General features: G+C 41.0%; 15 protein-coding genes. 4 read left to right on the plus strand and 11 right to left on the minus strand.

The genetic code is table 11. From position 1 onward, the window contains the following. Positions 1-9: 9 nt before the first annotated feature. The 5 genes from hpsA to gloA form a co-directional block, all read right to left on the minus strand. Entirely contained in the window at positions 10-4,506 is a 4,497-nt protein-coding gene (hpsA, locus tag H6G18_RS09835) for a hormogonium polysaccharide biosynthesis protein HpsA (RefSeq protein WP_190406916.1), read from the minus strand. Between the two features lie 811 nt (positions 4,507-5,317). Further along, complete coding sequence (gene rpmB, locus H6G18_RS09840; protein WP_190406917.1) at positions 5,318-5,554, minus strand: 50S ribosomal protein L28; 237 nt, start codon at positions 5,552-5,554, stop codon at positions 5,318-5,320. Positions 5,555-5,690: 136 nt separating this feature from the next. Next, positions 5,691-7,667, minus strand: a complete 1,977-nt coding sequence (htpG, locus tag H6G18_RS09845) for a molecular chaperone HtpG (protein WP_190406918.1) — start codon at positions 7,665-7,667, stop codon at positions 5,691-5,693. Positions 7,668-7,931: 264 nt separating this feature from the next. Further along, positions 7,932-10,574: an ATP-dependent chaperone ClpB gene (gene clpB / locus H6G18_RS09850; RefSeq protein WP_190406919.1), complete on the minus strand. Its 2,643-nt coding sequence runs from the start codon at positions 10,572-10,574 to the stop codon at positions 7,932-7,934. A 539-nt stretch (positions 10,575-11,113) separates the two neighbouring features. Continuing rightward, positions 11,114-11,551 carry a lactoylglutathione lyase gene (gene gloA / locus H6G18_RS09855; protein ID WP_190406920.1) on the minus strand — a complete coding sequence of 146 codons (438 nt, stop codon included), beginning with the start codon at positions 11,549-11,551 and terminating at the stop codon, positions 11,114-11,116. 555 nt (positions 11,552-12,106) lie between these two features. Here gloA and eno point away from each other — a divergent pair. Further along, entirely contained in the window at positions 12,107-13,396 is a 1,290-nt protein-coding gene (eno, locus tag H6G18_RS09860) for a phosphopyruvate hydratase (protein ID WP_190406921.1), read from the plus strand. Between the two features lie 38 nt (positions 13,397-13,434). Here the strand turns inward: eno and argC are convergent, their stop codons facing one another. Then, a complete protein-coding gene (gene argC, locus H6G18_RS09865; RefSeq protein WP_190406922.1) occupies positions 13,435-14,493 on the minus strand; it encodes an N-acetyl-gamma-glutamyl-phosphate reductase in 1,059 nt (352 codons plus the stop codon). Between the two features lie 315 nt (positions 14,494-14,808). Between argC and ribBA the strand changes: the two genes are divergently transcribed. Next, complete coding sequence (gene ribBA, locus H6G18_RS09870) at positions 14,809-16,584, plus strand: bifunctional 3,4-dihydroxy-2-butanone-4-phosphate synthase/GTP cyclohydrolase II (protein ID WP_313954430.1); 1,776 nt, start codon at positions 14,809-14,811, stop codon at positions 16,582-16,584. 93 nt (positions 16,585-16,677) lie between these two features. Here the strand turns inward: ribBA and H6G18_RS09875 are convergent, their stop codons facing one another. Together H6G18_RS09875 and cobW are read right to left on the minus strand one after the other, a co-directional pair. Then, the gene (locus H6G18_RS09875; RefSeq protein ID WP_190406923.1) at positions 16,678-17,148 is read right to left on the minus strand and encodes an ABA4-like family protein; all 471 of its coding nucleotides are present in this window, start codon (positions 17,146-17,148) and stop codon (positions 16,678-16,680) included. A 37-nt stretch (positions 17,149-17,185) separates the two neighbouring features. Beyond that, positions 17,186-18,226 carry a cobalamin biosynthesis protein CobW gene (gene cobW, locus H6G18_RS09880; RefSeq protein WP_190406924.1) on the minus strand — a complete coding sequence of 347 codons (1,041 nt, stop codon included), beginning with the start codon at positions 18,224-18,226 and terminating at the stop codon, positions 17,186-17,188. 831 nt (positions 18,227-19,057) lie between these two features. Here cobW and H6G18_RS09885 point away from each other — a divergent pair. After that, a complete protein-coding gene (locus tag H6G18_RS09885) occupies positions 19,058-20,341 on the plus strand; it encodes a glycosyltransferase family 4 protein (protein ID WP_190406925.1) in 1,284 nt (427 codons plus the stop codon). A 30-nt stretch (positions 20,342-20,371) separates the two neighbouring features. Continuing rightward, positions 20,372-21,070, plus strand: a complete 699-nt coding sequence (locus H6G18_RS09890; RefSeq protein WP_190406926.1) for a polysaccharide deacetylase family protein — start codon at positions 20,372-20,374, stop codon at positions 21,068-21,070. An 82-nt stretch (positions 21,071-21,152) separates the two neighbouring features. On the opposite strand, the gene H6G18_RS09895 is transcribed toward H6G18_RS09890, so the two are convergent. The 3 genes from H6G18_RS09895 to H6G18_RS09905 form a co-directional block, all read right to left on the minus strand. Then, positions 21,153-21,500 (minus strand): helix-turn-helix transcriptional regulator, encoded by a 348-nt coding sequence (locus tag H6G18_RS09895; RefSeq protein WP_190406927.1) that lies wholly within the window; start codon positions 21,498-21,500, stop codon positions 21,153-21,155. 564 nt (positions 21,501-22,064) lie between these two features. Continuing rightward, positions 22,065-22,514, minus strand: a complete 450-nt coding sequence (locus H6G18_RS09900; protein ID WP_190406928.1) for a PIN domain-containing protein — start codon at positions 22,512-22,514, stop codon at positions 22,065-22,067. Between the two features lie 574 nt (positions 22,515-23,088). Then, positions 23,089-24,477 carry a proton extrusion protein PcxA gene (locus H6G18_RS09905; protein WP_190406929.1) on the minus strand — a complete coding sequence of 463 codons (1,389 nt, stop codon included), beginning with the start codon at positions 24,475-24,477 and terminating at the stop codon, positions 23,089-23,091. Positions 24,478-24,511: the final 34 nt, after the last annotated feature.

Below are 24,511 nucleotides of genomic sequence, written 5' to 3' on the forward strand. Positions count from 1 at the left end.
ATCTGATTATTACGAGCAAGAACCACGTTGATCTGTATCTATGGCATTTGTATTGTCAGCCGCTTTCTTGGCACATAACAAAATTCTTACCCAAGGATCATCTCTGCCAACTTCTCGGAAGAACTCATCCGGTAGATCATCGGGAATGGTGATTAATTTCTGAGCAAACAAGTCAGGAGATTGAGATAGTAACGCCACATCATAACCCCATTGCCTTAAAGGAGGTAGGTAGTAGGGAACTGTACCTCTAACGCTAGCGCCATAGTTATCTATTTGATAGACGTTACCTGAAAATACAGGCATAAATGGTGCAGTAGCATAAGCGCTGCGTTTCACTTGGTAAAAAGCCCCGTTGATTTTAAGTGCAGTTTCGGTAGTAGCAGTATTCCAATTTTCAATCAAGCGTACAAAGTTGTGTAAACCGCCATTATCTTCTGCATTACGAGTTGGGCTAGTTGTTTTAGGAACTGCTGCTGGGGTATCTCCAACTGCGGCAATTACATTGACGGTAGTTGCTGTCGCTGCTTGTAACCAATTTTCATGTTTTCCAGCTTTGACAATGTCGTTATCTGGAACCTCACGAGTACCAAATGGTCTGTTATGTTGGAACACGAAATCAAAACTAACATTATTACCAGATAAAGTTCCTTCAAGCCAGGGGATGAAATACGCCTGACCGCTTGTAGTTACTCCATCTTTCGGTAGATTTGTTCCTGTTAGAGGCCAGTCAAACTCTGCTATTTTGTCATCACTAGCAACACCATAAACTTTTAGTGGAGTTTGTATTGCACCGGTATCCAGATTACGTACAAAGGCAATTCTAGATGGTTTGCTTGGGTTAATATCAGTAGTATTGCAGTCTATTGGTTGACCACCAATTACTCCCGTTTTAATTGATGTTGCTGGTTTACCAATAATATCTGCTACACCGTTGCTATCTTTGTCTCGCCATGTACTCTGTCCTATGGACTGTGTGGGGCAGGAGTTTTTGATCGTCCAGTTTCTAGGCTCATTGCAAGTACTAGCGTAACAGACTTCCAATAATAGCTGTTTAGCCCGGATTTTTCGCACAACTGGTGTGACAAAGTTGTTCAGATAGGAACTTCCTTGGAATCCGGTTGTTGTTGTATCTAAATCTTTAGGAAAGGCTGGAAAATTTCCATTGCTATCGGCGGAGGGATTAAACCAATCAGCAATTGGTGCAAAGGAGTTCTCCGTAGAGAAAGTACCAGCAGTTGCATAGTTAATTGGACTAGTAGGAACTGTAGCTGAGTCAAGTTGCCAATCATAGTCTGCTTCGTTGCGGAAGCCAAATCTAAAGTTATTGGAAAGTACAGTCAGAGAATCTGCCAATACCGCAGCAGAACGCCATTGGTCGCCCGTTGAACACTCCGGCAATCTGGGATCACCGGGACGACAGGCAAACTGCTTATTTAAGCCTGTGCGACCGTAGAAATTGCCCCAATCATCATCTAGTGCTGTGTTAAATTCCTGTTGAGTGTGAAGATTAAAGTCACCCTTAATATAGGCAGGTAAATTACTAGCTAAAATCAGTCCCTTCTCTGCATCTCGATAGGTATTGCTGTCATTACGGGCAATTTTTTGGCCGTTAATGAGCATAATGGCATTAGGACGACGAGTGGGATCAAGCCTGTAATCTACAGAACTCTCTAGCTTTTCACCCTCCGTAGGGGAATTGGGATTTGCCGCCGCACTTAAATCTAGCAGTGCATCATCACGAGTAGCATAGATAATACCGCTATTTGGTAATAAGTATTCCTGTGCTGGTGTGGTGGTACCGATTGTTTTTCTACGCAGCTTGTCAATATCTAAGACAGTGGCACGAATTTCTAAAGGTTTTCTGTTCCTTCTAAATCGATCATAATTTCTACTTCCAGTCGTAATATCAGTTGCTTGAATTTGTCTGGGATCTAAAAAAGTAACTTCATAAATAGAGCCATGATTAATGACGCTATCTGTAGGAGCATTCAGAGTACCATCAAAAATTGCCAAGCCACAAATTGCGGCATCAACGGCAGATTTTTCTGAGAGAGTGCGTTTAGTAGCATCTGTTTTGTTTAAAGCTCTTCTCAATAGTCCATCATCAATTGAGCGACCATTGGGATAGGTTAAGTCTGCTAAATAACTCAAGACGCTGCTATAAGAACTTTCTGTCACAGCTGTAGGAAAATCGTAAACTATACCATTATTGGATAGACCACCAGTACCATTATTAAAAGTTGCTGGAGTTGATGGGGGATTTTTTGCCGTAGTGCTATTTGTAGGGTCATAATAGCTGCTAACACAAGCAATAGGCGTGGGACTCGTCTGACTGTAGCTAGTAGATTTGTAGTGATATACTGCTGTTGCCCGCATCCGCAGATATGGTTGATTTGTTGGTTGACTTACTCGATAAGTAACGTCTAGTCCATAATCTTTATAAGGTTTGATTGGGCTGGGTACTGAACTGGTTTTAGCAGGTGAAAGATCAGGCCAAATTTGCTGGTTAAGTCCAGTAAAGGTAGTTGAAGACAAATTTGTAGCAGTGACAGTATCAGGCAAATAAATTCCCGCGCCAGTTACTACTCGTAAGCCACCTACGGGTTCTTGTGGACTATTTGGTACTTGGGCTGCGGCTAATTCCCAGTCTCCATCTCGGTCTGTACTACCTAAATCTTTCAGTGTTTCTACACGACTGCGACGAGTGCGATCGCCATCGCCATTATCCCATTTATAGTTACTAATAGTTTGGGTATCATCGGCATTTGGCCCTACAAATGCTCCTTTAGTTGGATCCCACCAAAGTTGAGGTAGGTTGTTACCAACGACAACGCGATCGCCAAAGTATCCCTCTACACCTTGTAACTCTTTTGCAAGCTTAGTTGGTTCAGTTGCAGAAGGTCTGAGCTTATCACTACCATTGGCATTTAAACTCAACCCGGCATAACCAGTTGCCGTTAAACCATCGGCAGGATCGACAGGATAAATCCAAGGATCGGGGGGACGTAGAGTATTTTCAGAACCTTGTAATACTTCACCTTCCTTAGTACCACCGACTTTGTAATCCCCTAAAGCATCGCCGTCAAAGGCAACTTCTGCATAAGGTACTCTGCGGGTGCGTCTTCTAAAATAAAGTTCTAGTTGCTTGAAGCGTAGACTAGCTCTTTCAGTAGTTGTTAAGTCATCTAAGGTTCGCCCTTGTTTGGTGACTATATCTTGCATCCCTTGAGTAACTTCTGCGGGATCGGTACTGTCGGCGTTTATGTGGGCATTAACTAAATGGTTGACGCGTTGTGTGTAAGCTAGGCTATTGTAGGCGATTTGTCTTGGGGAATGAGAGACTGATTTATTATTAATTGTTGTATTATTTCTGAGAGCTACATTAGTAGCAGCAGGTGTTTTACCTTTATATAAGTCAATTGTTACTCCATTGGTATCACTGTTTTCTGTAAGTATTCCAGAACTAATATTTCCTCCAACGACTATCTTGGCGTTTTCTGGATCGTAGAAACAGGATGAGTTACCACTGACTTGATATAATCTGATACCATTACCACCATCAGGTAGACCAGCCAGAAGGTTACTGTTAGTAAAAATACGTCCATTTAACCTAAAAGCAGGCCCAGGGGCTATTCCTAAGTCATCTTCATAAACAACAGCGTTGTTAACTAAGGGCAATTGTACCCGGTCTTGTTGAAGTTCTAAAGCCGAGAAACCTTGACTACCTTTCTTCTTCTCATAATTGGTGTCTGTGGGATCTGAGGTAATGGGAACACTGGCAGTATACGCAAAAAAAGCTTTTTTCAACTTACTACCATTTCTAAACCAGCCTGTGTTACCTACCAAAGCTGCACTTGTATCTTGACCTGCTCCACAACTGCTACTGACAGTCCCAACAGTCATAGGCGGAGTTCTCGCCTCTAGAGCATTTCTGGCACGAGTATATTGTCCGCCAGTCACGGGTGGATTTTTAAAGTAAATTCCATAAAGGGCGTAGCTATCAAATTTACCGTTGTTATCGGTATCAATAGGGTACATCCACGCTGTTCTAAGTTCGTTAGAACTTTGAGTAAGTTTTAATTGGGTTTCGTCGCCAAAAGTATATTCATCAATATTTGTTGTCAATGTACTATACAACGCGTCATCTGTTGGCGTAGCGCGTGGTAATCTTGGATCTTGAAATAGCTTGTTGATTTTTGCTCTAGCACGGTCAATTGCGGGAGCAGCAGCATTGAGAGCCGCCTCATTTACACGGACATTACTAGCATTTTTAGCCCGTTCAAAAGACCGAAATAAAATTGCTGTAGTCAACAGGACAACTACTAGTGCTACCATTGCTACTGTTGGTAACACAAAGCCAGCATTCGCTACATTTTTTCTTTTTTTATTAACAAAAAAAGTTCGTAATAGCCTATTAATTTGCCTTTTGAAATTAGATAAAGGATTCTTTTTAAAGAATTTAGCTGTTTTTTTAATTGTCTTGACTAGCTGGCGTTTTATAGTCATGGCTGCTTTCCTGTCAAGTTATTTCCTACAAACTTTTTTGCAATTGACAATTATGCCCATAGATTCTATCTAAAGGCATGATTCAACTTACTATTTACTTCACAAAACCCTGTTTTGCTAACTCCCAATTATTGAATTGTTTACTTTATACCATTGTTTAAGTTTTGAGTTTTTTCGGGAAATACGGAAATTTCTAAAAATTTTTAATCCCTGAAAAACAAGGATAACGACATCATGAATTCACATTTCTTTTACACAAATAGATTTCATTGGCGGGTGGCTTTATGAAGATATGGCTAGTTAGGTAAACTTATAGTACCCACCTATCCCATAAAATATGTCATTTCCATAGCAGATATAGTAGGGGACAGGTTAGAAGAAACAGGTGACAGTGTTGAAAGTCTCTTGGTATCTGTCGTTAATGCTTAATTGAGTCCCTAAGGGAACACCAAAAAATAAATTATTCCAAATTGACGGTTAGTAGGGTGCGTCAGTATGAATAATTTCTTGGTACAGCTAAGTTTTCTCGCACTGACGCACCCAACCTAGTTGGATATTTTTTTATTTTTTCCCCTTCCCTCGCAGGGAAGGGGGTTAGGTTTTACGTTAGCTTTTCCACATAACGTGAAAAGTCAGTTTTTATATTTGTCGAACTCACATCACTTTAAATCAACAGAACCCCGGCTTCTTCGAGAAGTCGGGGTTCTAAATTTTTGCAAAGGAAGGGGAGTAGATTTATTAAATATTTTCTGAAGATATGGAAATTACTTAGAAAACAAAATCATGAAATTCCAAACCTTGCTTGAGAAGCTTAGTAATGATTGAGGTTAATCCCAGCTTCTTTAGCCATTGCTTCTAAACCCTTGATTTCTAAGGTTTTAATAGCTTTGGTAGATAGCTTCAGTTTTACCCAACGGTTTCCACTAGGCCACCAAACGCGCTTGCTTTGGAGGTTTACTTGTTGCAAACGTTTGGTGCGACGGTGGGAGTGGGAAATTGCAAAGGCGTTATTTGCTTTTTTACCAGTTAAATCACAGCGACGAGACATTATTTCTATCTCCAGATGACGATTTGAATACAGCTTTCCTATTTTAGCTGACTCCGACAGAACCTATAAAACTTAGGTTGGTAGTAAGCACTTTAGTGCTTTTTAAGTACTGAAGTACTTACTACAAACGGGGTTGCTAATTATTTGTTTGTTGCGTCAGCTTGGTAAGTACATCATTGGAACGTTCGACAAAGGATTTCATTCCTTCTGCGTCGAAACCTTTCTGAGACATCAGCGCCAAATCATACACGTGTTGGCAAATTAAGTTTACCAAGGGATTTGTAGTTGATTCTCCATCACCTTGAATGATTGTACCTTGGTTGAGATTTACCAAGTTTTGAATCAAGGGATGGGCTGTATTCACTAGTAAAATGTGGTCTTCCGGAAAATCTGCATTTTGCTGCTGCATCATGGCGGTCATTTCCCTCATGCGGCGCAGAAATTCTGGTAAGAGAACGATCGCCGGTGGTGTACCTTGAGGATCATCAGACTTGAGTGCTTCTGTGCGGATGTTGACTTTGGGTTTATTGAGGGATTTCTCAAATAACTCTTTAATGATCTCACTCTTGGTTTTATTTGTGGTGGGGTCAACAATTTCCCCCGCTTTGTCTTGTTCAAGCAGGGTATTATCGAGGTCAGAGTCTACCCGTGTAAATTTGACATCCTGATATTCCCGTTCGAGGAAGTTGATAAAATGGGTATCGATGAAGGAATCGAGGAATAAAACTTCTAAGCCTTGGTTTTTGTGCAGTTCTATATAAGTGGCTTGGGTTGCTTCATCGGTGCTGTAAAATACGCGGTTTTCGTGGCGTTCTTTGTTGCGTTCTAAGTATTCTTTCAGTGTTGTGTATGGCAAGCCTGGTGTGGAAGAGTCGGGGGAAGGGGTGACATCTTGCCAAACATCTCCTTCTTGGGACTGTACCTCAACGGCTGGTGTTTCTGCTGGTTGTTCCCATTTAACGGTACTGCGGAAAATAATGATGTCTTCGACTTGTTTTTTAAATTTTTCGTCGTTGAGAACACCAAATTTGACAAAGGTGCTTAAATCTTTCCATGCACTGATGTATTGTTCGCGGTCGTCGCGGTACAGTTCTTTGAGTCTGTCGCCGACTTTTTTCGCTATATAATCGCCGATTTTGCGGACGGTGCGATCGCCTTGCAAGGCACTACGTGATACGTTAAGAGGAATATCGGTACTATCGATTACACCCCGCATGGGTACGAGAAACTGGGGGATAATTTCTTCGCAGTTATCACTAACAAAAACTTGGTTACAAAATAATTTGATTTGTCCTTTAGTGACATCCACATCAGGACGCATTTTGGGGAAATACAGAATCCCGTTAATAATAAAGGGATAGTCAGTATTTAAATGTACCCATAACAGGGGTTCTTCTTGGAAAGGATAGAGATAGCGGTAAAATTCTAAATAATCTTCTTTTGTTAGGTTGCTGGGAGACTCCCGCCAAGGTGCTTTTTGTCTGTTTAAGACTTCACCATCCAGTTTGATGGGTACTGGCATGAAGTCGCAATAAGTCTTGACAAGATTTTTTACACGCGCTGATTCTAAATATTCTTCTTCGTCTGGTAACAGAGTCAGGGTGATGGTAGTCCCGATGGTGGTACGGGATGATTCTTCTAGGGTAAATTCTGGGGAACCGTCACAACTCCAGTGTACTGCTTGCGCTCCTTCTTGATAGGAGAGAGTATCAATTTCTACCTTTTGCGCCACCATGAAGGAGGAATAGAAACCCAGTCCAAAGTGACCGATGATTGGCTGGTCTGATTTTCCTTGATATTTGTGAATAAACTCTTCAGCGCTAGAAAAAGCGACTTGGTTGATGTATTTTTTGACTTCTTCTGCTGTCATCCCGATACCGTTATCGGTGATGGACAGGGTTTTCTTATCTTTGTCGATGGCGAGTTGAATTTCTGGTTCATCAACTACTCCCGCATATTCTCCCGCACGGGATACCATTTTCAGCTTTTGGATGGCATCTACAGCGTTAGATACTAGTTCCCGCAGGAAAATTTGATGGTCTGAGTAGAGGGATTTCTTGATAATTGGGAAAATATTCTCAGTATGAATACTGATGGTGCCTTGCTCTAGCATGATTTTGATTTTAGTATCTGAAACTATTTGTTTAGTCAAGACATCTTAGCTTTTTATGATCATGGGTAGATGCCCAGGATATAAAAGAGCATGGGACTAATGAAGATTTTCAAGGTATAGTTTAAGCGATCGCTGCTTTTTGCTAGGATTGTTTGCCCCCAAGCGGTGATTCGGATTTCCCTACATTTAAACGCAGAGGGGCGCGGAGGTAAGCGCGGAGGGGCGCAAAGAGACGTACTATCAAACCCGTCTCTGTCAAATTGGCTAGGTTGTGATTTGTGTTACTGAAACTTTTACTGGTGCTTTGTTAGTGAAACTTAAACCATTTTCATCTTGGTCTATGTAAATGGTGTCACCGGAGATAAAGGTATTTTCTAAGATTTTGGTAGCGAGGGGGTTTTCGATTTCTCGCTGAATGGCTCGTTTTAGGGGGCGTGCGCCGTAAACGGGGTCATAGCCTTTTTCTACGAGGAAATCACAGGCGGCTGGGGAGATTTCAAAGGAGATTTTTTGATCTCTGAGGAGACTTTCCACTCGTTTTAGTTGAATGCGGATGATGTGGCTCATCTCAGAACGGCTGAGGGCGTGGAAAAGAATTGTATCATCAACGCGGTTGAGAAATTCGGGGCGGAAGTGCGATCGCAAGGCATCCATGACCCGATTCCGCATGGTCTCGTACTGGGTATCATCACCGGAAACGTCTAATATATGTTCGCTACCGATGTTACTAGTCATGACAATGACGGTGTTACGGAAATCTACTGTTCTGCCTTGGGAATCAGTAATTCTCCCATCATCTAATACTTGCAATAAAATATTGAACACATCGGGGTGTGCTTTTTCGACTTCATCTAATAACACTACAGAATAAGGATGGCGGCGGACTGCTTCGGAAAGTTGTCCTCCTTCTTCGTAGCCTACATAACCAGGAGGCGCGCCAACTAAGCGGGAGACTGAGTGTTTCTCCATGTACTCGGACATATCCAAACGCACCAAAGCATCATCAGCATCAAAGAGGAACTGGGCTAAAGCACGAGCGAGTTCAGTTTTACCTACACCAGTTGGCCCCATGAATAAGAATGAACCGATGGGGCGGTTGGGGTCTTTCATTCCCGCACGGGCGCGACGAATGGCGGCGGATACTGCTTCTACTGCTTCCTGTTGTCCTATCACCCGTTGATGTAAATGGCTTTCGAGTTGTAGGAGTTTTTGCCGTTCTGATTCCAACAGCCGATTTACGGGGATACCTGTCCACTTGGCGACGATTTCGGCGATGTCGGCTTCGGTGACTTGTTCCCGCAACAGGGTAGAACCTTGGCTTTGTAATTCTAATAGTTTTGCTTCTTTCGCTTCGCGATCGCGCTGTACTCCTTCCAGTTTGCCATATTTCAATTGAGCCGCTTTATTCAAATCATAGGCGCGTTCTGCTTGCTCAATTTGCACTCTTAGAGCGTCTTCTTCTTTCTTTAACAAACTAATAGCTTCTAATACCTGCTTTTCACCTTGCCATTGATTGTTTAAATCCTGCTGTTTCTCAGTTAAATTGGTGATTTCTAACTCAATTCGCTGCAAACGCTCCTTGGTTGGCGCCGCTACTTTCTCTTCTCCCGCCAAGGACAGCTTTTCCATTTCTAGCTGCATCAAGCGGCGGTCAATGGCTTCCAAGTCTGCTGGTTTGGAAGTAATCTCCATTTTTAATTGGGCTGCGGCTTCATCGACTAAATCAATGGCTTTATCTGGTAGGAAGCGGTCAGCAATGTAACGGGCTGATAAAGTTGCTGCGGCTACTAGTGCGGAGTCAGAAATTTTCACATTGTGATGGACTTCGTAGCGTTCCTTTAACCCGCGCAGAATAGAGATTGTATTTTCTACACTTGGCTGGTCTACGTACACTTGTTGAAAACGCCGTTCTAGGGCTGCGTCTTTTTCGATAAATTTACGAAACTCATCTAAGGTAGTTGCCCCAATGCAACGCAGTTCTCCCCGCGCCAGCATGGGTTTGAGTAAATTGCCTGCATCCATTGCCCCTTGTTGGTTGGAACCAGTGCCGACGACGGTATGCAGTTCATCAATAAATAAAACAATGTTACCGTTAGATTCCGTAACTTCCCGGAGGACTGCTTTTAATCGGTCTTCAAATTCACCCCGATATTTTGCCCCAGCAATCAAGCTACCGATATCTAGAGAGATTAATTGACGGTTTTTCAGAGATTCGGGGACATCTCCATTAACTATACGCTGTGCCAAAGCTTCAGCGATCGCTGTCTTACCTACCCCAGGTTCACCAATCAAGACGGGGTTATTCTTGCTACGACGAGACAACACCTGAATTACCCGGCGAATTTCGTCATCTCGTCCAATTACTGGGTCTAACTTGCCTGATTTTGCCTGTTCTGTCAAATCTCTACCAAATTTCTGTAAGGCTTCATAGCGAGATTCTGGGTTTTGGTCTGTCACTTTTTGGCTACCACGAACGGCTTTGATACTAGCTTCTAATTTGGCACTGTCTACACTAAAACCTTTGAGGATTTTCCGACCGACACGTTCATCATCCACCAAAGCTAAGAGGATATGTTCTACAGAAATGTAGCCATCTTTCATCCTCTCTCGAATTTCTTCGGTGCGATCGAGCATAGTATCTAAACTACGACCAAGGTAAAGCTGTTCACTCTTACCTACTTTCGGTTGACGTTGGGTAAAGGCTTCTAATTGCTGTTGTAAGCGAATTGGGTCAATTTCTGCACGAGCTAAAATCCGAATAGCTAAACTGGTAGGGTCGTCTATCAGGGCAAGAATTAAATGTTCAACGTCTAGTTGTTGTTGTTGATATGCACGGACTATATCTTGGGATTTGACAATTGCTTCCCAGGCTTTATCTGTAAATTTATTAGGATCTGTAGGCTGCATCTTTAGGATTTCTGATGTAATAATTCAGACTTGTATTTTGGGTATAAAAATTGAGTAAAAAAGACAACTAGATTAAATGCTAGGTTGTTAGATTATGAATACATCAACATACCGCTTGGCATAAATTAGCAACTTTTTAAACACAGAGGAAGACGGAGTCAGAGCAGGGAGGGGTGGAGAGCATTTCCTTAGTTAATTCGCTAGGGATTAATGAAATGTTGTACTTAAGTTATGGTTTGACTTAGTATCTATTTCTTAATTTAAAACGAAAACACCGTCATGAGGCTACTTTGCCCGATGGTGTTCGGGAAAATATTTAATTTGGTAGACACAGAGGTAAGGGGATTAGGGAGATGTAGCTTTAGTTTCCCGCAGAGTAAGAGTAAGGGGAGGTAGGCTTACAAGTGTAGGTTTTTAGTAAAATCAGGACTCATGCAATAAGACTCTGTGCATAAGGAGAGTTTACAGCTTGTAAGAGTTTTGAACCTTCACATCCCTAAACCTCTACATCCCCACACCCCAAAACTAAAAACCCGTCCCTAAACTTGTTTCACCAGTTGTTCTGATGATTCTGGTTTTACAGTTGATCCTTGAGTACCTAGTTGGATTAGCTCAACTTTGTATCCATCTGGATCTTCCACGAAAGCTATTACTGTCGAGCCATGCTTCATTGGCCCTGGTTCTCTTACTACTTTACCGCCTTGATTTTTAATTGACTCACAGGTGGTGTAGATATCATCTACACCAAGGGCAATATGACCGTAAGCGTTGCCTAGTTCGTACTTGTCCACTCCCCAATTGTAGGTTAGTTCTATAACTGTGTTGTCGCTTTCGTCGCCGTAGCCGATAAAAGCTAGGGTAAATTCTCCTCCTGGATAATCTTTTCTCCGCAGTAACTTCATTCCCAGGACATCACAGTAGAATTTTAGAGACTCTTCCAGGTTTCCCACTCGTAGCATTGTATGTAGTAAGCGCATAGTGACCTCAAAATATTGATTTCTGCCAACATTGTACAGAGGGATTAGAGGTTCGGGAGTGGATACGAATTAATCCACTTTTTAATAAACTTAGTAACCGTTTTCGCCAGATGGTGTTCCCAATACGGTTCGGATAAGCAGGGGGTGCAGGGGAGGCAGGGGAGGGAAGAGAGTTATTATTAAGCAATTTCTCTTCCCCTGCTTCTATTCTCCCCCTGCACCCCCTGCTCGCCTCAACAGATAACTCTGTTAACCGAACCGTATTGATGGTGTTCCGCCTAGCGTAGCTAATCGCTGTCAAAGTAAGTTTCATTAGTATTCTCAATTTAAATGTGATTAATTTTACCTATATTAAGTAATTATCCCCAAGAGGATCAACACTAAAAAATAACTCATGACGAATAACTCTTGACTAATGACTAATAACTATTGACTATTGACTTTGGAAATCTTCATTTAATCTCAGCCGATAGGTCGCCTCAGCGCCTATGCTAACGATTGGGTTGAGCCATTCGACTGTGTGCGATCAACGGTAAGAAGGAGACAAAGAAATCAATGAGTAATATTGTCGATACCTCCATTGAGGCGATTTTAGCCCGTGAAATTCTCGACTCACGCGGTAGACCAACAATAGAAGCCGAAGTACATCTATTAAGCGGTGCCGTAGGATTGGCACAGGTTCCCAGTGGCGCTTCTACAGGAACCTTTGAAGCTCACGAACTCAGAGACAAGGATAAAAGCCGTTACGGTGGTAAAGGCGTTCTTAAGGCGGTACACAACGTTAATGAGGTACTCGGCCCTGAATTAATTGATTTGGATGCCCTAGACCAAGAACTTATCGACCGAACCATGATTGCCCTTGATGGTTCTGGTAACAAATCTAATTTGGGTGCAAATGCGATTTTAGCTGTGTCTTTGGCAACTGCTAAAGCGGCGGCTGAATCTTTGGCTATTCCCCTATACCGTTACTTAGGTAATCCTTTAGCTAATTTGTTGCCCGTACCATTGATGAATGTCATCAACGGTGGGGCGCACGCTTCTAATAACGTGGATTTCCAAGAGTTCATGATTGTTCCTGTTGGTGCGTCCTCTTTCCGCGAAGCCTTGCGCTGGGGTGCAGAAGTATTTGCAACCCTCAGTGAAGTGTTGCATGACAAAGGTTTATTAACTGGTGTAGGCGATGAAGGTGGTTTTGCTCCTAACCTGGAATCTAATCAGGTAGCCTTAGAATTGCTAGTTTCGGCTATTGAGAAAGCTGGGTACAAGCCAGGGGAACAAGTGGCGCTGGCGCTAGATGTGGCGGCTAGTGAATTTTACAAGGAAGGGAAGTATGTCTATGATGGTAAACCCCATGCACCAACGGAGTTTATCGATTATTTAGCCCAGTTGGTTAGCCAATACCCGATTGTATCTATAGAAGATGGTTTACATGAAGAAGATTGGCAAAATTGGCAATTACTCACCGAGAAAGTTGGTTCACAGGTGCAGCTAGTTGGTGATGACTTGTTTGTCACTAACGCTACCCGCTTACAAAAGGGCATTCAAGAAAAAGCAGGTAACTCCATTTTGATTAAACTTAATCAAATTGGTTCCCTGACCGAAACTCTAGAAACCATTGATTTGGCAACTCGTAACGGTTTCCGTTCAGTGATTAGCCATCGTTCTGGGGAAACAGAAGACACGACAATTGCCGATTTAGCCGTCGCCACTCGTGCAGGTCAAATCAAAACTGGTTCTCTGTGTCGTAGTGAACGAGTAGCTAAGTACAACCGCTTACTGCGAATTGAAGATGAATTAGGCGATCGCGCCATTTATGCTGGGGCTGTTGGTTTAGGGCCTAAGTAGGGGATAGGGGATAGGGGACAGGAATTTCCTGTAACCTATTATGGATAAAACCCCAATTTAGGCAAGCCCAATGTCTCATCCCACCCCATCATAATGTTGAGACACTGAATTGCTTGACCCGCTTGACCTTTGATTAAGTTGTCAATTGCTGACATGACAATCACTCGGCCAGTACGCGGGTCAACTGCTACACCGAGATAACAAAGATTGCTGCCAGTTGCCCATTTGGTTTGGGGATAAATTCCACTTTCACAGACTTTTACCCAAGGGGAATTACGGTAAAAAGCTGTATAAATAGTGGTTAAGTCATCCCCGACTAAACCAGGATCGCGGAGGGTGGCGTAAACAGTAGCCAAAGTCCCCCGCACTATAGGGACGAGGTGTGGCGTAAATTGGACTGTGACTTCATGACCTGCCAAATCACTACAAATTTGCTCGATTTCCGGGGTACTGCGGTGACGAACAACACTATAGGGAGCTAAAGAATTATCTGCTTCTGCTAATAATAAGTAACTTTTGGCTTCTCGCCCCCCACCAGATGCGCCGGATTTAGCATCAACAATAGCGGTTTCCGGTACGATTAACCCTTGTTTTAACAATGGGGATAATGCTAAGAGGCTGGCTGTAGGGTAACAACCAGGACAGCCAACTAATTGGGCTTCGGAGATGCGATCGCGGTAAAGTTCAGGTAATCCATAGACTGCGGCGGCGGCTGTGGTGCGATCGCTTCTTTCCTGACCATACCAAGTGGTATAAGTTGTCAAGTCACGGAATCGATAATCTGCACTCAAATCTAGTACTTTACAGCCTTTTTCCAACAAAATTGGCACAATTTGGCAAGCTAGTCCATTTGCCTGCGAGAGAAATACCACTTCACAGCGACGCGCGATAACTTCTGGGTCTACTTCCTCAATTGGTAATTTCACTGCATGAGCTAAGTGGGGGTAGAGAGATGTAAAAGGTTTACCTATACTACTCTCACCACCTAAATAAACTAGTTCGATTTCTGGATGATCCATCAGTAATCGGACTAATTGCACTCCACCATAACTTGACGCGCCAACAATCCCAACGGGTACGCGTCTAAAATTGCCCATGTTCTCAAATCCTTATCCACTTTTGGTTAATTTGTGATTAGCTATCAACTATAGAGCTGATGGTAAGTGCTGAGTCAAAAATCATAGCCTCTAACTTCTGTGTTTAACTTATTCTGGTGTAGGTAGTTTATGACGGTCATTTAGTATTTCACTCGGAACTCAGCACTGACTTTAGTATTAAACCCCAATTCTAGCGGGAGAAATTTCTTCTTGTTATCAAAACATTGCTAGTCTATATCTCTGCCGTATAAACGAGCTACAATTTATAATAAGAAATTGTAAAAAAAATTTACTATCGCTGGCTCAAAATCCTCTGTGTCACAACCTAAAAATACACAGCAGTCCTCCACTATTCCCCTAAATGGGGAGAATCCTGGCACGGGTGTTATTTCTCAAATAGAAGAAACCACTCACAACTTTGCCTCTCCAACTGAAAAGTTTATGTTTGATTCCATTGATGCTGCCTTATCAGACCTGAAAGCAGGTCGTGCCATTGTAGTGGTAGATGACGAAAATCGAGAAAATGAAGGCGATTTGATTTGTGCGGCCCAATTTGCCACACCTGACATGATCAATTTTATGGCAGTGGAAGCGAGAGGGTTGATTTGTCTGGCGATGAGTGGCGATCGCCTCGATGAACTCGATCTACCGTTAATGGTGACAAATATTACTGACACCAACCAAACTGCTTTTACTGTCAGTGTTGATGCTGGCCCCCACTTAGGCGTATCTACGGGCATTTCTGCCGAAGACCGGGCAAAAACAATTCAGGTGACACTTAACCCAGCTACCAAACCTACGGATTTGCGTCGTCCTGGTCATATTTTTCCCTTGCGAGCCAAAGCTGGTGGAGTCCTCAAACGTGCTGGACATACAGAGGCGGCTGTTGATTTATCTCGATTGGCTGGGTTGTATCCGGCTGGGGTAATTTGCGAAATTCAAAACCCCGATGGTTCAATGGCGCGTTTACAGCAGTTAATGGATTATGCCAAACATCACAATCTGAAAATCATCAGTATTGCTGATTTAATTAGTTATCGTCTCCAACACGATCGCTTAGTATATCGAGAAGTTGTCACCAAACTACCAAGCCAGTTCGGTCAGTTTGACATCTACGCCTATCGCCACACTCTTGATAATACAGAACACGTAGCGATTGTCAAGGGCGATCCTGCGAATTTTCAAGATGAAGCTGTGATGGTGCGGATGCACTCAGAATGTTTAACTGGCGATGCTTTGGGTTCCCTGCGTTGCGATTGTCGGATGCAGCTTGTAGCCGCCTTGAAAATGATCGAATCTGCTGGACAAGGAGTGGTTGTTTATCTCAGACAAGAAGGACGGGGGATTGGGTTAATTAACAAACTCAAAGCCTATTCCTTACAAGATATGGGATTGGATACGGTGGAAGCAAACGAGCGTTTGGGTTTCCCTGCCGACTTGCGTGACTATGGTATGGGCGCACAAATGCTCATGGACTTGGGTGTGAAAAAGATTCGCCTAATTACCAATAATCCCCGAAAAATTGCTGGTGTGAAGGGTTATGGAATGGAAGTAGTCGATCGCGTGCCATTGTTAATTGAAGCCAACGACTACAATTCTTATTATTTGGCAACTAAAGCGAAAAAGCTAGGTCATCTGTTGTTGCAGACTTACCTCGTAACTGTAGCTATCCATTGGCAAGATGACCCGCAATTGGTGACAAAACGCTATGAACGCTTAGAAAAACTACGTCACTTAGCTAAGAGTCATGATTTATTGTTGCAGGAAGAAGCGCGTCCATTAGCGATCGCTCTTTTCGATAATCCATCTTTGACAGTACACTTAGGGTTTGACCAAGCAAAAGTCGCTAGTTGTGATTGGTACAACCAAAGTGGTCATCCTTACGTACAAGCAATTTTACCAATTTTGGATAATTTAGCAGGTTTGCCTTATGTCCAAAAAGTGGAATTTCTAATTTCTTCTGGTAACGACCCCCTCAGTAATTTGCAAGTCCAACTAGATCGTCAGGCGATTTCATCCGATAAATTGCCTTCATCGGTTAGTAGTGATCTGGAAACACAGAAAATTTACAGTTTTAGTAAATTTAATTAAAAGCGGCGGTAAAACCCAACAAAAATGTGGGTGGTGAAGAAAGCCACCCCGCCGCTTACTTCTGTAATAGATTACTGACTACTGATAACTGTTTTAAGAAACAGTCTGTTGTGGTGATTTAGCTACATCATGACGTTCGAAGTTTGGAGAAATTGCTTTAGTAATCCAGTAAGTAAAGATGTGAGATAAAACTCCCAAAGGACCAGCAAATAAACACAGTATTAGCGAATGAATTGTCCAAATTCCGGTTTTCTGTCCTTCCCCGTATATCCACCTACCGACAAATAAATCCATTACGAGGAAATGAATCCAACCAGTTGCAGCAGCTGTTTCATCGGCGAAAAAATGAGCGATATCTGCTAACTGGGGATTAGATAAAGCTTGGGCATTTTCTGGGGTAATGCTGGTGACAAACAGATATAAATATGCTCCAGCCAAAGGCAAAAAGGGTATGTATGATTCCATTACTCGCCGTGTTACTTGCCAATTGGGAAGAAGAATCATTAATGCCCAAAAAGGCAAGACAAAAATATTGGCAATGTTGAATAGTTGAGTGATGTCCATAAAAAAGCTAGGGAGTGGGGAAAAAAGGAAGTATAAATTATAAGGCTACTAGTTGTGATTCTATATCTGCTGAGTTTAAATCACGACCGATAAAAACTAAACGAGTTTGCCTTGCTTCTTGTGGCTGCCAAGGGCGATCATAAAATTTATCAAATCGGTTGCCTACCCCTTGCATTACTAGGCGCATGGGTTTATTGGGGACTGCTACAAAGCCTTTAATTCGGTAAATTTCTTGTTGAGTGGTCAGTGTCTGCAATTGTGCTTGCAATTTTTCTGGGTCAAAGTCCCGGTCTAAAATTAGGTGAGTTGAGGTGATATCTTCGTCGTGGTCGTGGTCTTCTTCGGTGTCGTGATGACTGGGACGGCTATCTAAGTTGTCTTCTACTGCTGCCTGGAATCCCAATAGTATAGATGGATCAAGTTGACCGCGATCGCTTTCTACTATTTTCACTACTCTAGGCAATTCTTGCTTGACTAATTCTTCAACTTGTGATTTTGTTTCTGCATCGATCAAATCAGTTTTGCTTAACACCACCAAATCTGCACAAGCTAGTTGGTCTTCAAACAGTTCTTGCAATGGTGTTTCGTGTTCTAGACTATCATCAGCTTGACGTTGAGCGGCGATCGCTTCTAAATCACTCGCAAACGTCCCTGATGCTACAGCTGCACAATCTACCACTGTCACCACAGCATCCACTGTTGCGGCGTTGCGGATTTCTTGCCAGCGAAAGGCTTTTACCAATGGTTTGGGTAAAGCTAAACCAGAGGTTTCAATCACAATACAGTCAATGCTATCTCGGCGTTTGAGTAACGCTTGCATCGTCGGGTAAAACTCTTCTTGGACGGTGCAGCATAGACAGCCATTCGTTAATTCAAAAATATTATTCCCGCCATCCTCATCTTCGGGACAAATTTGGCAGGATTTCAACAAATCGCCATCTATACCAAGTTCGCCAAATTCGTTGACTAAAACTGCTATGCGGCGGCCTTGGTTATTTTGGAGTAGGTGGCGAATTAGGCTGGTTTTTCCACTACCTAAAAAGCCTGTAATCACGGTGACTGGAATTTTTTTAGCCATTATTTAAGTAATTCAACAGAATCAAGAAAGTCAGGACTGATATGATGAAAATATTAGAGACTATAGCAATCCTACCTGAGTTCTGATAATTGCAAGACGTAGACACCCAAATTTTGCCAAATTCAGAATTCTATTTTCAGTAAAAATATTTAAATCTTTTTAATTAGAATCCTTGAGAGAAAATAAACCAACGAGATGATCTGACGTAACTCATTACGCTTGATTTACTAAGTTAGTCATACCATTCCACGATGAATATTAGGTGAGTGATTTTCTGGAAATCTCCTCATCGCTCTTGATGAATAAATTAGGAAAAAATCTCATGTATTCAATTTATATTGTGTAAACAGCATTATAAATTATTAAAGAGTGAGAGATTTTTATATTTAAAAACCACTTTTAAATATAAAAAATCTCTCACGATAATTCATGCGTATTAAATTTTAAAATTTAAATGAAATTTAACATAAAATTTAAAGATTTGATGAACACTCAGTGAAACCCCCAAAAAAACCTAACCGTAAAGCTACAATACGAATTGGAGAATAGAAAGCATCATTTAAAACACATAAAAGAATCTGTATGTATTAAAGATTGTATTCATAAAGCATATAAAGCCTAATATTTTGCAATTGCACATACGGAAACATCTGTTGATTCAGATGTGTCTCTATAGTTTTAGGTATAAAAAGTAAATATGTATTATCCCTTATAATTATTGTAGAACTAGGTTTCCAACACACATCAGGAAGTTTTATATCACTATCTAACTAACTATTCAAACATATCCAATGATTTCAGGTTAACTTCATAAAAATTACTGAATAAATCATGCACATTCTTATCTACTCTTACAACTATTATCCAGAGCCAATTGGCATTGCACCTTTAATGACTGAACTGGCCGAGGGTTTAGCACAAAGAGGACATCAGGTGCGGGTGATTACAGGAATGCCTAACTATCCCCAACGAGAAATTTATGATGGATATAAAGGTAAGTGGTACGTTACAGAACAAAAGAATGGTGTGACGATCCAGCGCAGTTACCTACGGATTAAATCCAAACCTAACCTGTTAGATAGATTGTTACTAGAGTTAAGTTTTATCTTCACTAGCTTGCCACAAGCCTTTAACGGCAAAAGACCAGACTTGATTTTGTTAACAGTACCCCCACTACTTGTTTCACTACCAGCAAGCTTTCTTGGTTGGTTTTTTAAGTGTCCTGTGGTGTTAAATGTACAAGACATTTTACCCGAAGCAGCAGTGCGTGTCGGACTGATGACCAATAAATTAATGATTCGCTTTTGCGAAATTATAGAAAAATTTGCCTATAGAAATGCTACCAAGATTAGTGTCATCGCTGATGGCTTCCGTGAGAATTTAGTACATAAAGGAGTAAGTGCCAAAAAGATTGTTTGTATTCCCAATTGGGTCAATGTTAATTTTATCCGTCCCTTGGCAAAGAATAATTCTTGGAGAACCGTTCATCAGCTAGATGGTAAATTTGTGGTGATGTACTCTGGTAACATCGCCCTAACACAAGGTTTAGAGACGGTAATAGCCGCAGCTGCTTATCTGCGTCACATTCCAGATATTAGTTTTGTGATTATAGGCGAATCAACAGCTTTATCCCGATTACAAAAACATTGTCTATCTTGTGGTGCAGATAATGTTTTGCTTTTACCATTGCAGCCAAGAGAACAGCTACCGCAAATGTTAGCGGCGGCTGATGTCAGCTTAATTGTGCAGAAAAGCAACGTCATTGCCTTCAATATGCCCTCTAAGATACCACTAGCATTGGCTTCAGGCCGTCCGATTGTGGGTTCAGTACCAGCAACTGGTACAGCAGCCAAAGTCATTAGAGAAAGTGGCGGCGGTATGATTGTGGAGCCGGAATCACCAGAAGCATTAGCAGCAGCAGTGTTAGATATATATAATAATTCGGCACTAGCAACAAAATTAGGCAACCAAGGTAGAAAATTCGCAGAAGAAAATTTTTCCTTTGAGCAAGCTATTGAGCAATATGAGGAGTTATTTTTTGAGTTATTAGGTAAGAAGAGACCAAAACTCACTCGTGTAGCACAATCCAATCAGAAAAAATCTGTTAAGATTTAACCTCCACAACGAAGGTAAGGGTTAGTCAAAATGCAGCTAGCTCCTCTGTTTCCTATTGTTCATCGGATTCTACAACCGACTTTTCCTGGCTGTCTCTGGAGTGGCGATCGCACTTGTAAAGCGATCGCCTTAACTTTTGATGATGGCCCCCATCCCCAATACACCCCCGAAGTATTAGCAGTCTTAGATCGCTACAACATCACTGCTAGCTTTTTTTTGTTAGGTGCTTGTGTCAACAGTTCCCCAAGTATTGCTCAAGCAATATGCGATCGCGGTCACTGGATAGGCTTGCACGGGTACGATCATCGCTCTTTCCCAATGCTATCGCCAATCGAACTCAAAGAGAGTTTAGAAAAAACCCAATTAGCCATATACACTGCTTGTAACCTCTCTCCTGAAAAAGTGCGCGATGTTAGGCCTCCCAACGGATTATTTACACCCAAAACCTTAAATTTATTCCAACAGTGGAAATATCGTCCAGTCATGTGGAGTGTTGTTCCAGAAGACTGGGTGAGGCCAGGAGTTACCGAAGTAGTACAGCGCGTTCTCAAGCAAGTACAAAACGGCTCACTGATTGTTCTACACGATGGTGCTTGTGGTGGACAAGATGTAGCTGCAACAATTCAAGTCCTGATTCCGCAACTGCTACAACAAGGTTACAAATTTATTAGTGTTGATGCTTTATGGCAACAATTCAACACTAGTCAATTGGTAATTGGTAATAGATAACAAGAAAATCCAAACGAACAACTACCAATTACCGAGCAGAGCGCCAGTAATTGGTCGGAGGTAGTAATTTTAATTTTGAGCGCTAGAAACTGATTTCGGGTGCTTTTGGCTGTTGAGAAAACCCAGCCTCAGAACTATTAACGAAAGTAGCCTCTTCGGTTCCTAAAAGATGATGAATTTCACTTAAAGACGTTGGTTTAGTTACAGATTCTTCTGTCAATTCATCTTTGTAATCAATTAGGTCATCTACTTGACAATTCAACGCTTTACAAAACCTAATAATTCTTTCAATATGCTCTGTTCCAGTCCGGCCACTTTCCCAGTTTTGAATAGTGCTTTCAGTCACACCAACAAGACGGGACAGTTCCAACTGAGTTAGTCCTGCTTTCTCCCGCAACAAAGCGATCCTTGGTTTTGGCTTTTGTTTCACAGCTACAGCACTTTAATCTTACCTATAGTCGTAGATCCTAGCACTAAAGAAAACCTGCACCATCAAATTACAAAAAAAAATTTAGCCTCATCTCTTCTTTAAGAAATAAAATTTGTCGTCAGAATTCAGAATCCAGAATCCCGAAGTCAGAATTAAGCAGAGTTTGACAACCCATCTGAATAGTTGTTAAAAACCTAAATGCTATAGATTCCTTATTTACTAAATGATTCTAAGCACTGACTCCTTATTTATGAAATATTACCATTTGTTAAAATATCTTAATGTAAATTTCAATTTGATGAAGAAAATATTATCTCAAACTCCGAAACCGTAAACAGAGAACTTTCATTAAATTAGTACCTACGTTTAATGTGAATTAGTCTTGAAACCCTTGTAATTCTGTACGTATTCACAAAACTGTGATTTTGAGTGAGTCTTGAAACTCTTGTGGGATAAGAGGCGTTGCTAATTCACATCAGGCGTTACCTACTCTTCGACAGAAAAGCATACCAATGGCAAAATTCATCAAAATTTATTTACAGTTTTTTAAGAGAAAAATTTTTATTAACTAGATATAGTCGCCTGTAACTGACTTTCTAACTTAATACGCAACCACAAGTCAGTAAATGACCAGATGTAAAATTGATTAGCAACTGCCAGAAAATTTTCCTGTTTATTAGTAACAATTGCATCTAATTGGTAATGGCTAAGACAAGCTAACTCTACAGCAGATTCAAAGTCTTTTAAGGGAAAATAACGTGCTTTCTGTAGCAAATCTTGATTAATAGCACAAATATGGATTTGTTCTTGCAACCACTCAACTATGACTTCAGGAATCTTACGATTTTTTAAACAACAAGTATAAGTAGAAACTTTTTGTAAACCAACATCTGTTAAATATAACCGAATCGATGGATGTAAATTCTCTAATAGTTCTCTGACATCTTCAGCAGATTCAGTGCGATTCATGACACTATCTAGTATTAAGTCGGTATCAAATAAAATTTTGAACATTTTTCACCTCACATTTAAGATCAGCAGTACACTGCCAAAAGCGAGTGGACTCAATTTATTGGGCATTGCTACTGCTTCAGTTTTGTCAATAAAGTAGTTTTGCTGTCTAGCCAGGAAAACGGAAGTCATTAGCTAAGTAAGGACATTGTTAGATACAACCTGTAAGAACCTGATTTCGGTAACGATACCAAATTCAATAAAAATTTAGAGACGGGGAAAAATACCACAAGCTATCTGATGAGGTGAGTAGAATGCAGAAAACATAAGTATACTAGGGCATAATTGTCGTTTTTTATACTAAATATTAAAAGATAGCAAAAAAATTAAATCTGGAAACCTAGATAAAATTTTGCTTTCTTCCCTGCGGGGCGCTACGCGAAAATTTTGTCTTGATATTACCCTTTATCCAGCTAAGTTCCATAATTAATATTTATGTTTAAATAATTACCTGATGAGACACGAACTACCACTCAACTCACAGTAACCAGAGATGACGAGATATGATTATTAGTAGTTCCAAACTAAAATAAAAGTCACTAATTAATAGTATTCGTACTCAGCAATCAGCAAGTTTTTATTCATTCATATTACGGTATGTAGCGACTGCGGAAGGCGATATGCGGTTGAGGTAACGGAAAATCCAATATTTAAAGATAGTATCTAAAATTACAGGGAAAGTCGCAATAAATAAGAAGATAAATTCTCTATTAGCTGGTAATCCCCAGTGGCGGGATAAACCTTCCAAAATCACTTCCCAACCATGAGGAGAGTGAAATCCTACAAATACATCAGTAAACAAAATAATGATAAATGCTTTGGCACTATCACTTAAACCGTAGACGACATTATCAAAAAATTCCTTAAGTACCATAATCGAAGGCTTGCTAACCAGCAGCAACCAAATGAATGTAGCAACAGAAAAGATATCGGCAAAAACATTTTTAATTGCATTAGAACTTTCACCGCGAAATTCTGCTGCAAGTTCTTGAGCTTTTTCTCTCATTTGAGTTTCTATGGCTTCAGGAGAAAGGGGAGGTGCATTACTAATAAAATTTTCAAATTTAATTCTTTCTTCAAACCTTTGTAGCGTCAATAATGCTTCTTCCTCCATCTCTGAATTCAAAAATATCTGTTCTGTTTCCGCAGATTTAAAATTATCGATAATTGGCCCAATAACTAAGGCTTTTGTTAACTGATGGGTTAAAAGAGGTACTATAATTAGGAGTAAAATAAATCTAATAGATATGATACTTCTTTTCTGAGCTTGCCGGAAGTTATTAACAACATCTTGTTCGGCGTTTGGATCTAATTCAATTTGCAAACGGCCAATAGTACTTAAGATAGAACGAGGTAAAATACCTGTTGTATCTGCTTTTCCCCGTGCCTTCTTATGACGTTCTGTTTTGGGTTTGGCTAATTGTGGTGGTGATGTTGGTGTGTAGGTGCGTTCGACTAAATTATTCTTATTAATTTCATTAGTTCTTAAGGCAGAGGTGAGTGACTGATCATCAGATGGTGTTGAGTCAGAGGTGCTAATCTGTGAGGATGAAATTCCAGATGAAGAAAATATTTCATTGATGGTATATTTTGAAATAATTTCATCAATGAATTTTAATTTTTCTAAAGTTACTGAGGGACTGGGATATTCTATACCTGCTTTACGAGCAGCCTGTTGGTTAGATTCATTAGAGAACCAACGACTGAAGCGAAATTCAGTGAGCCGCATTCTAGCTGTTTTTAATTGTTGGGCTAAATCAGACTCAAAATAATCCATCACACTGTTGCTGTATATGGCTAAATTGAAGTCTATTTTGTTACCATTAAAGTATTCATCTTCGATGGCTTTAATATTTAATGCAGCTTTATAAGCTTCTTCTAGAGAACGTTCTGGAGTACGTAAATACCAGCGATAAGCAGACAGCAGAAAAGGATAAAATTTTTCGCTAAAAATAGAATTTCTCATTGTAAATAGTCAACCGTAATTCTTGATTAATCAG

It is taken from the genome of Anabaena subtropica FACHB-260, assembly GCF_014697105.1.
Classification (GTDB): domain Bacteria; phylum Cyanobacteriota; class Cyanobacteriia; order Cyanobacteriales; family Nostocaceae; genus Trichormus; species Trichormus subtropicus.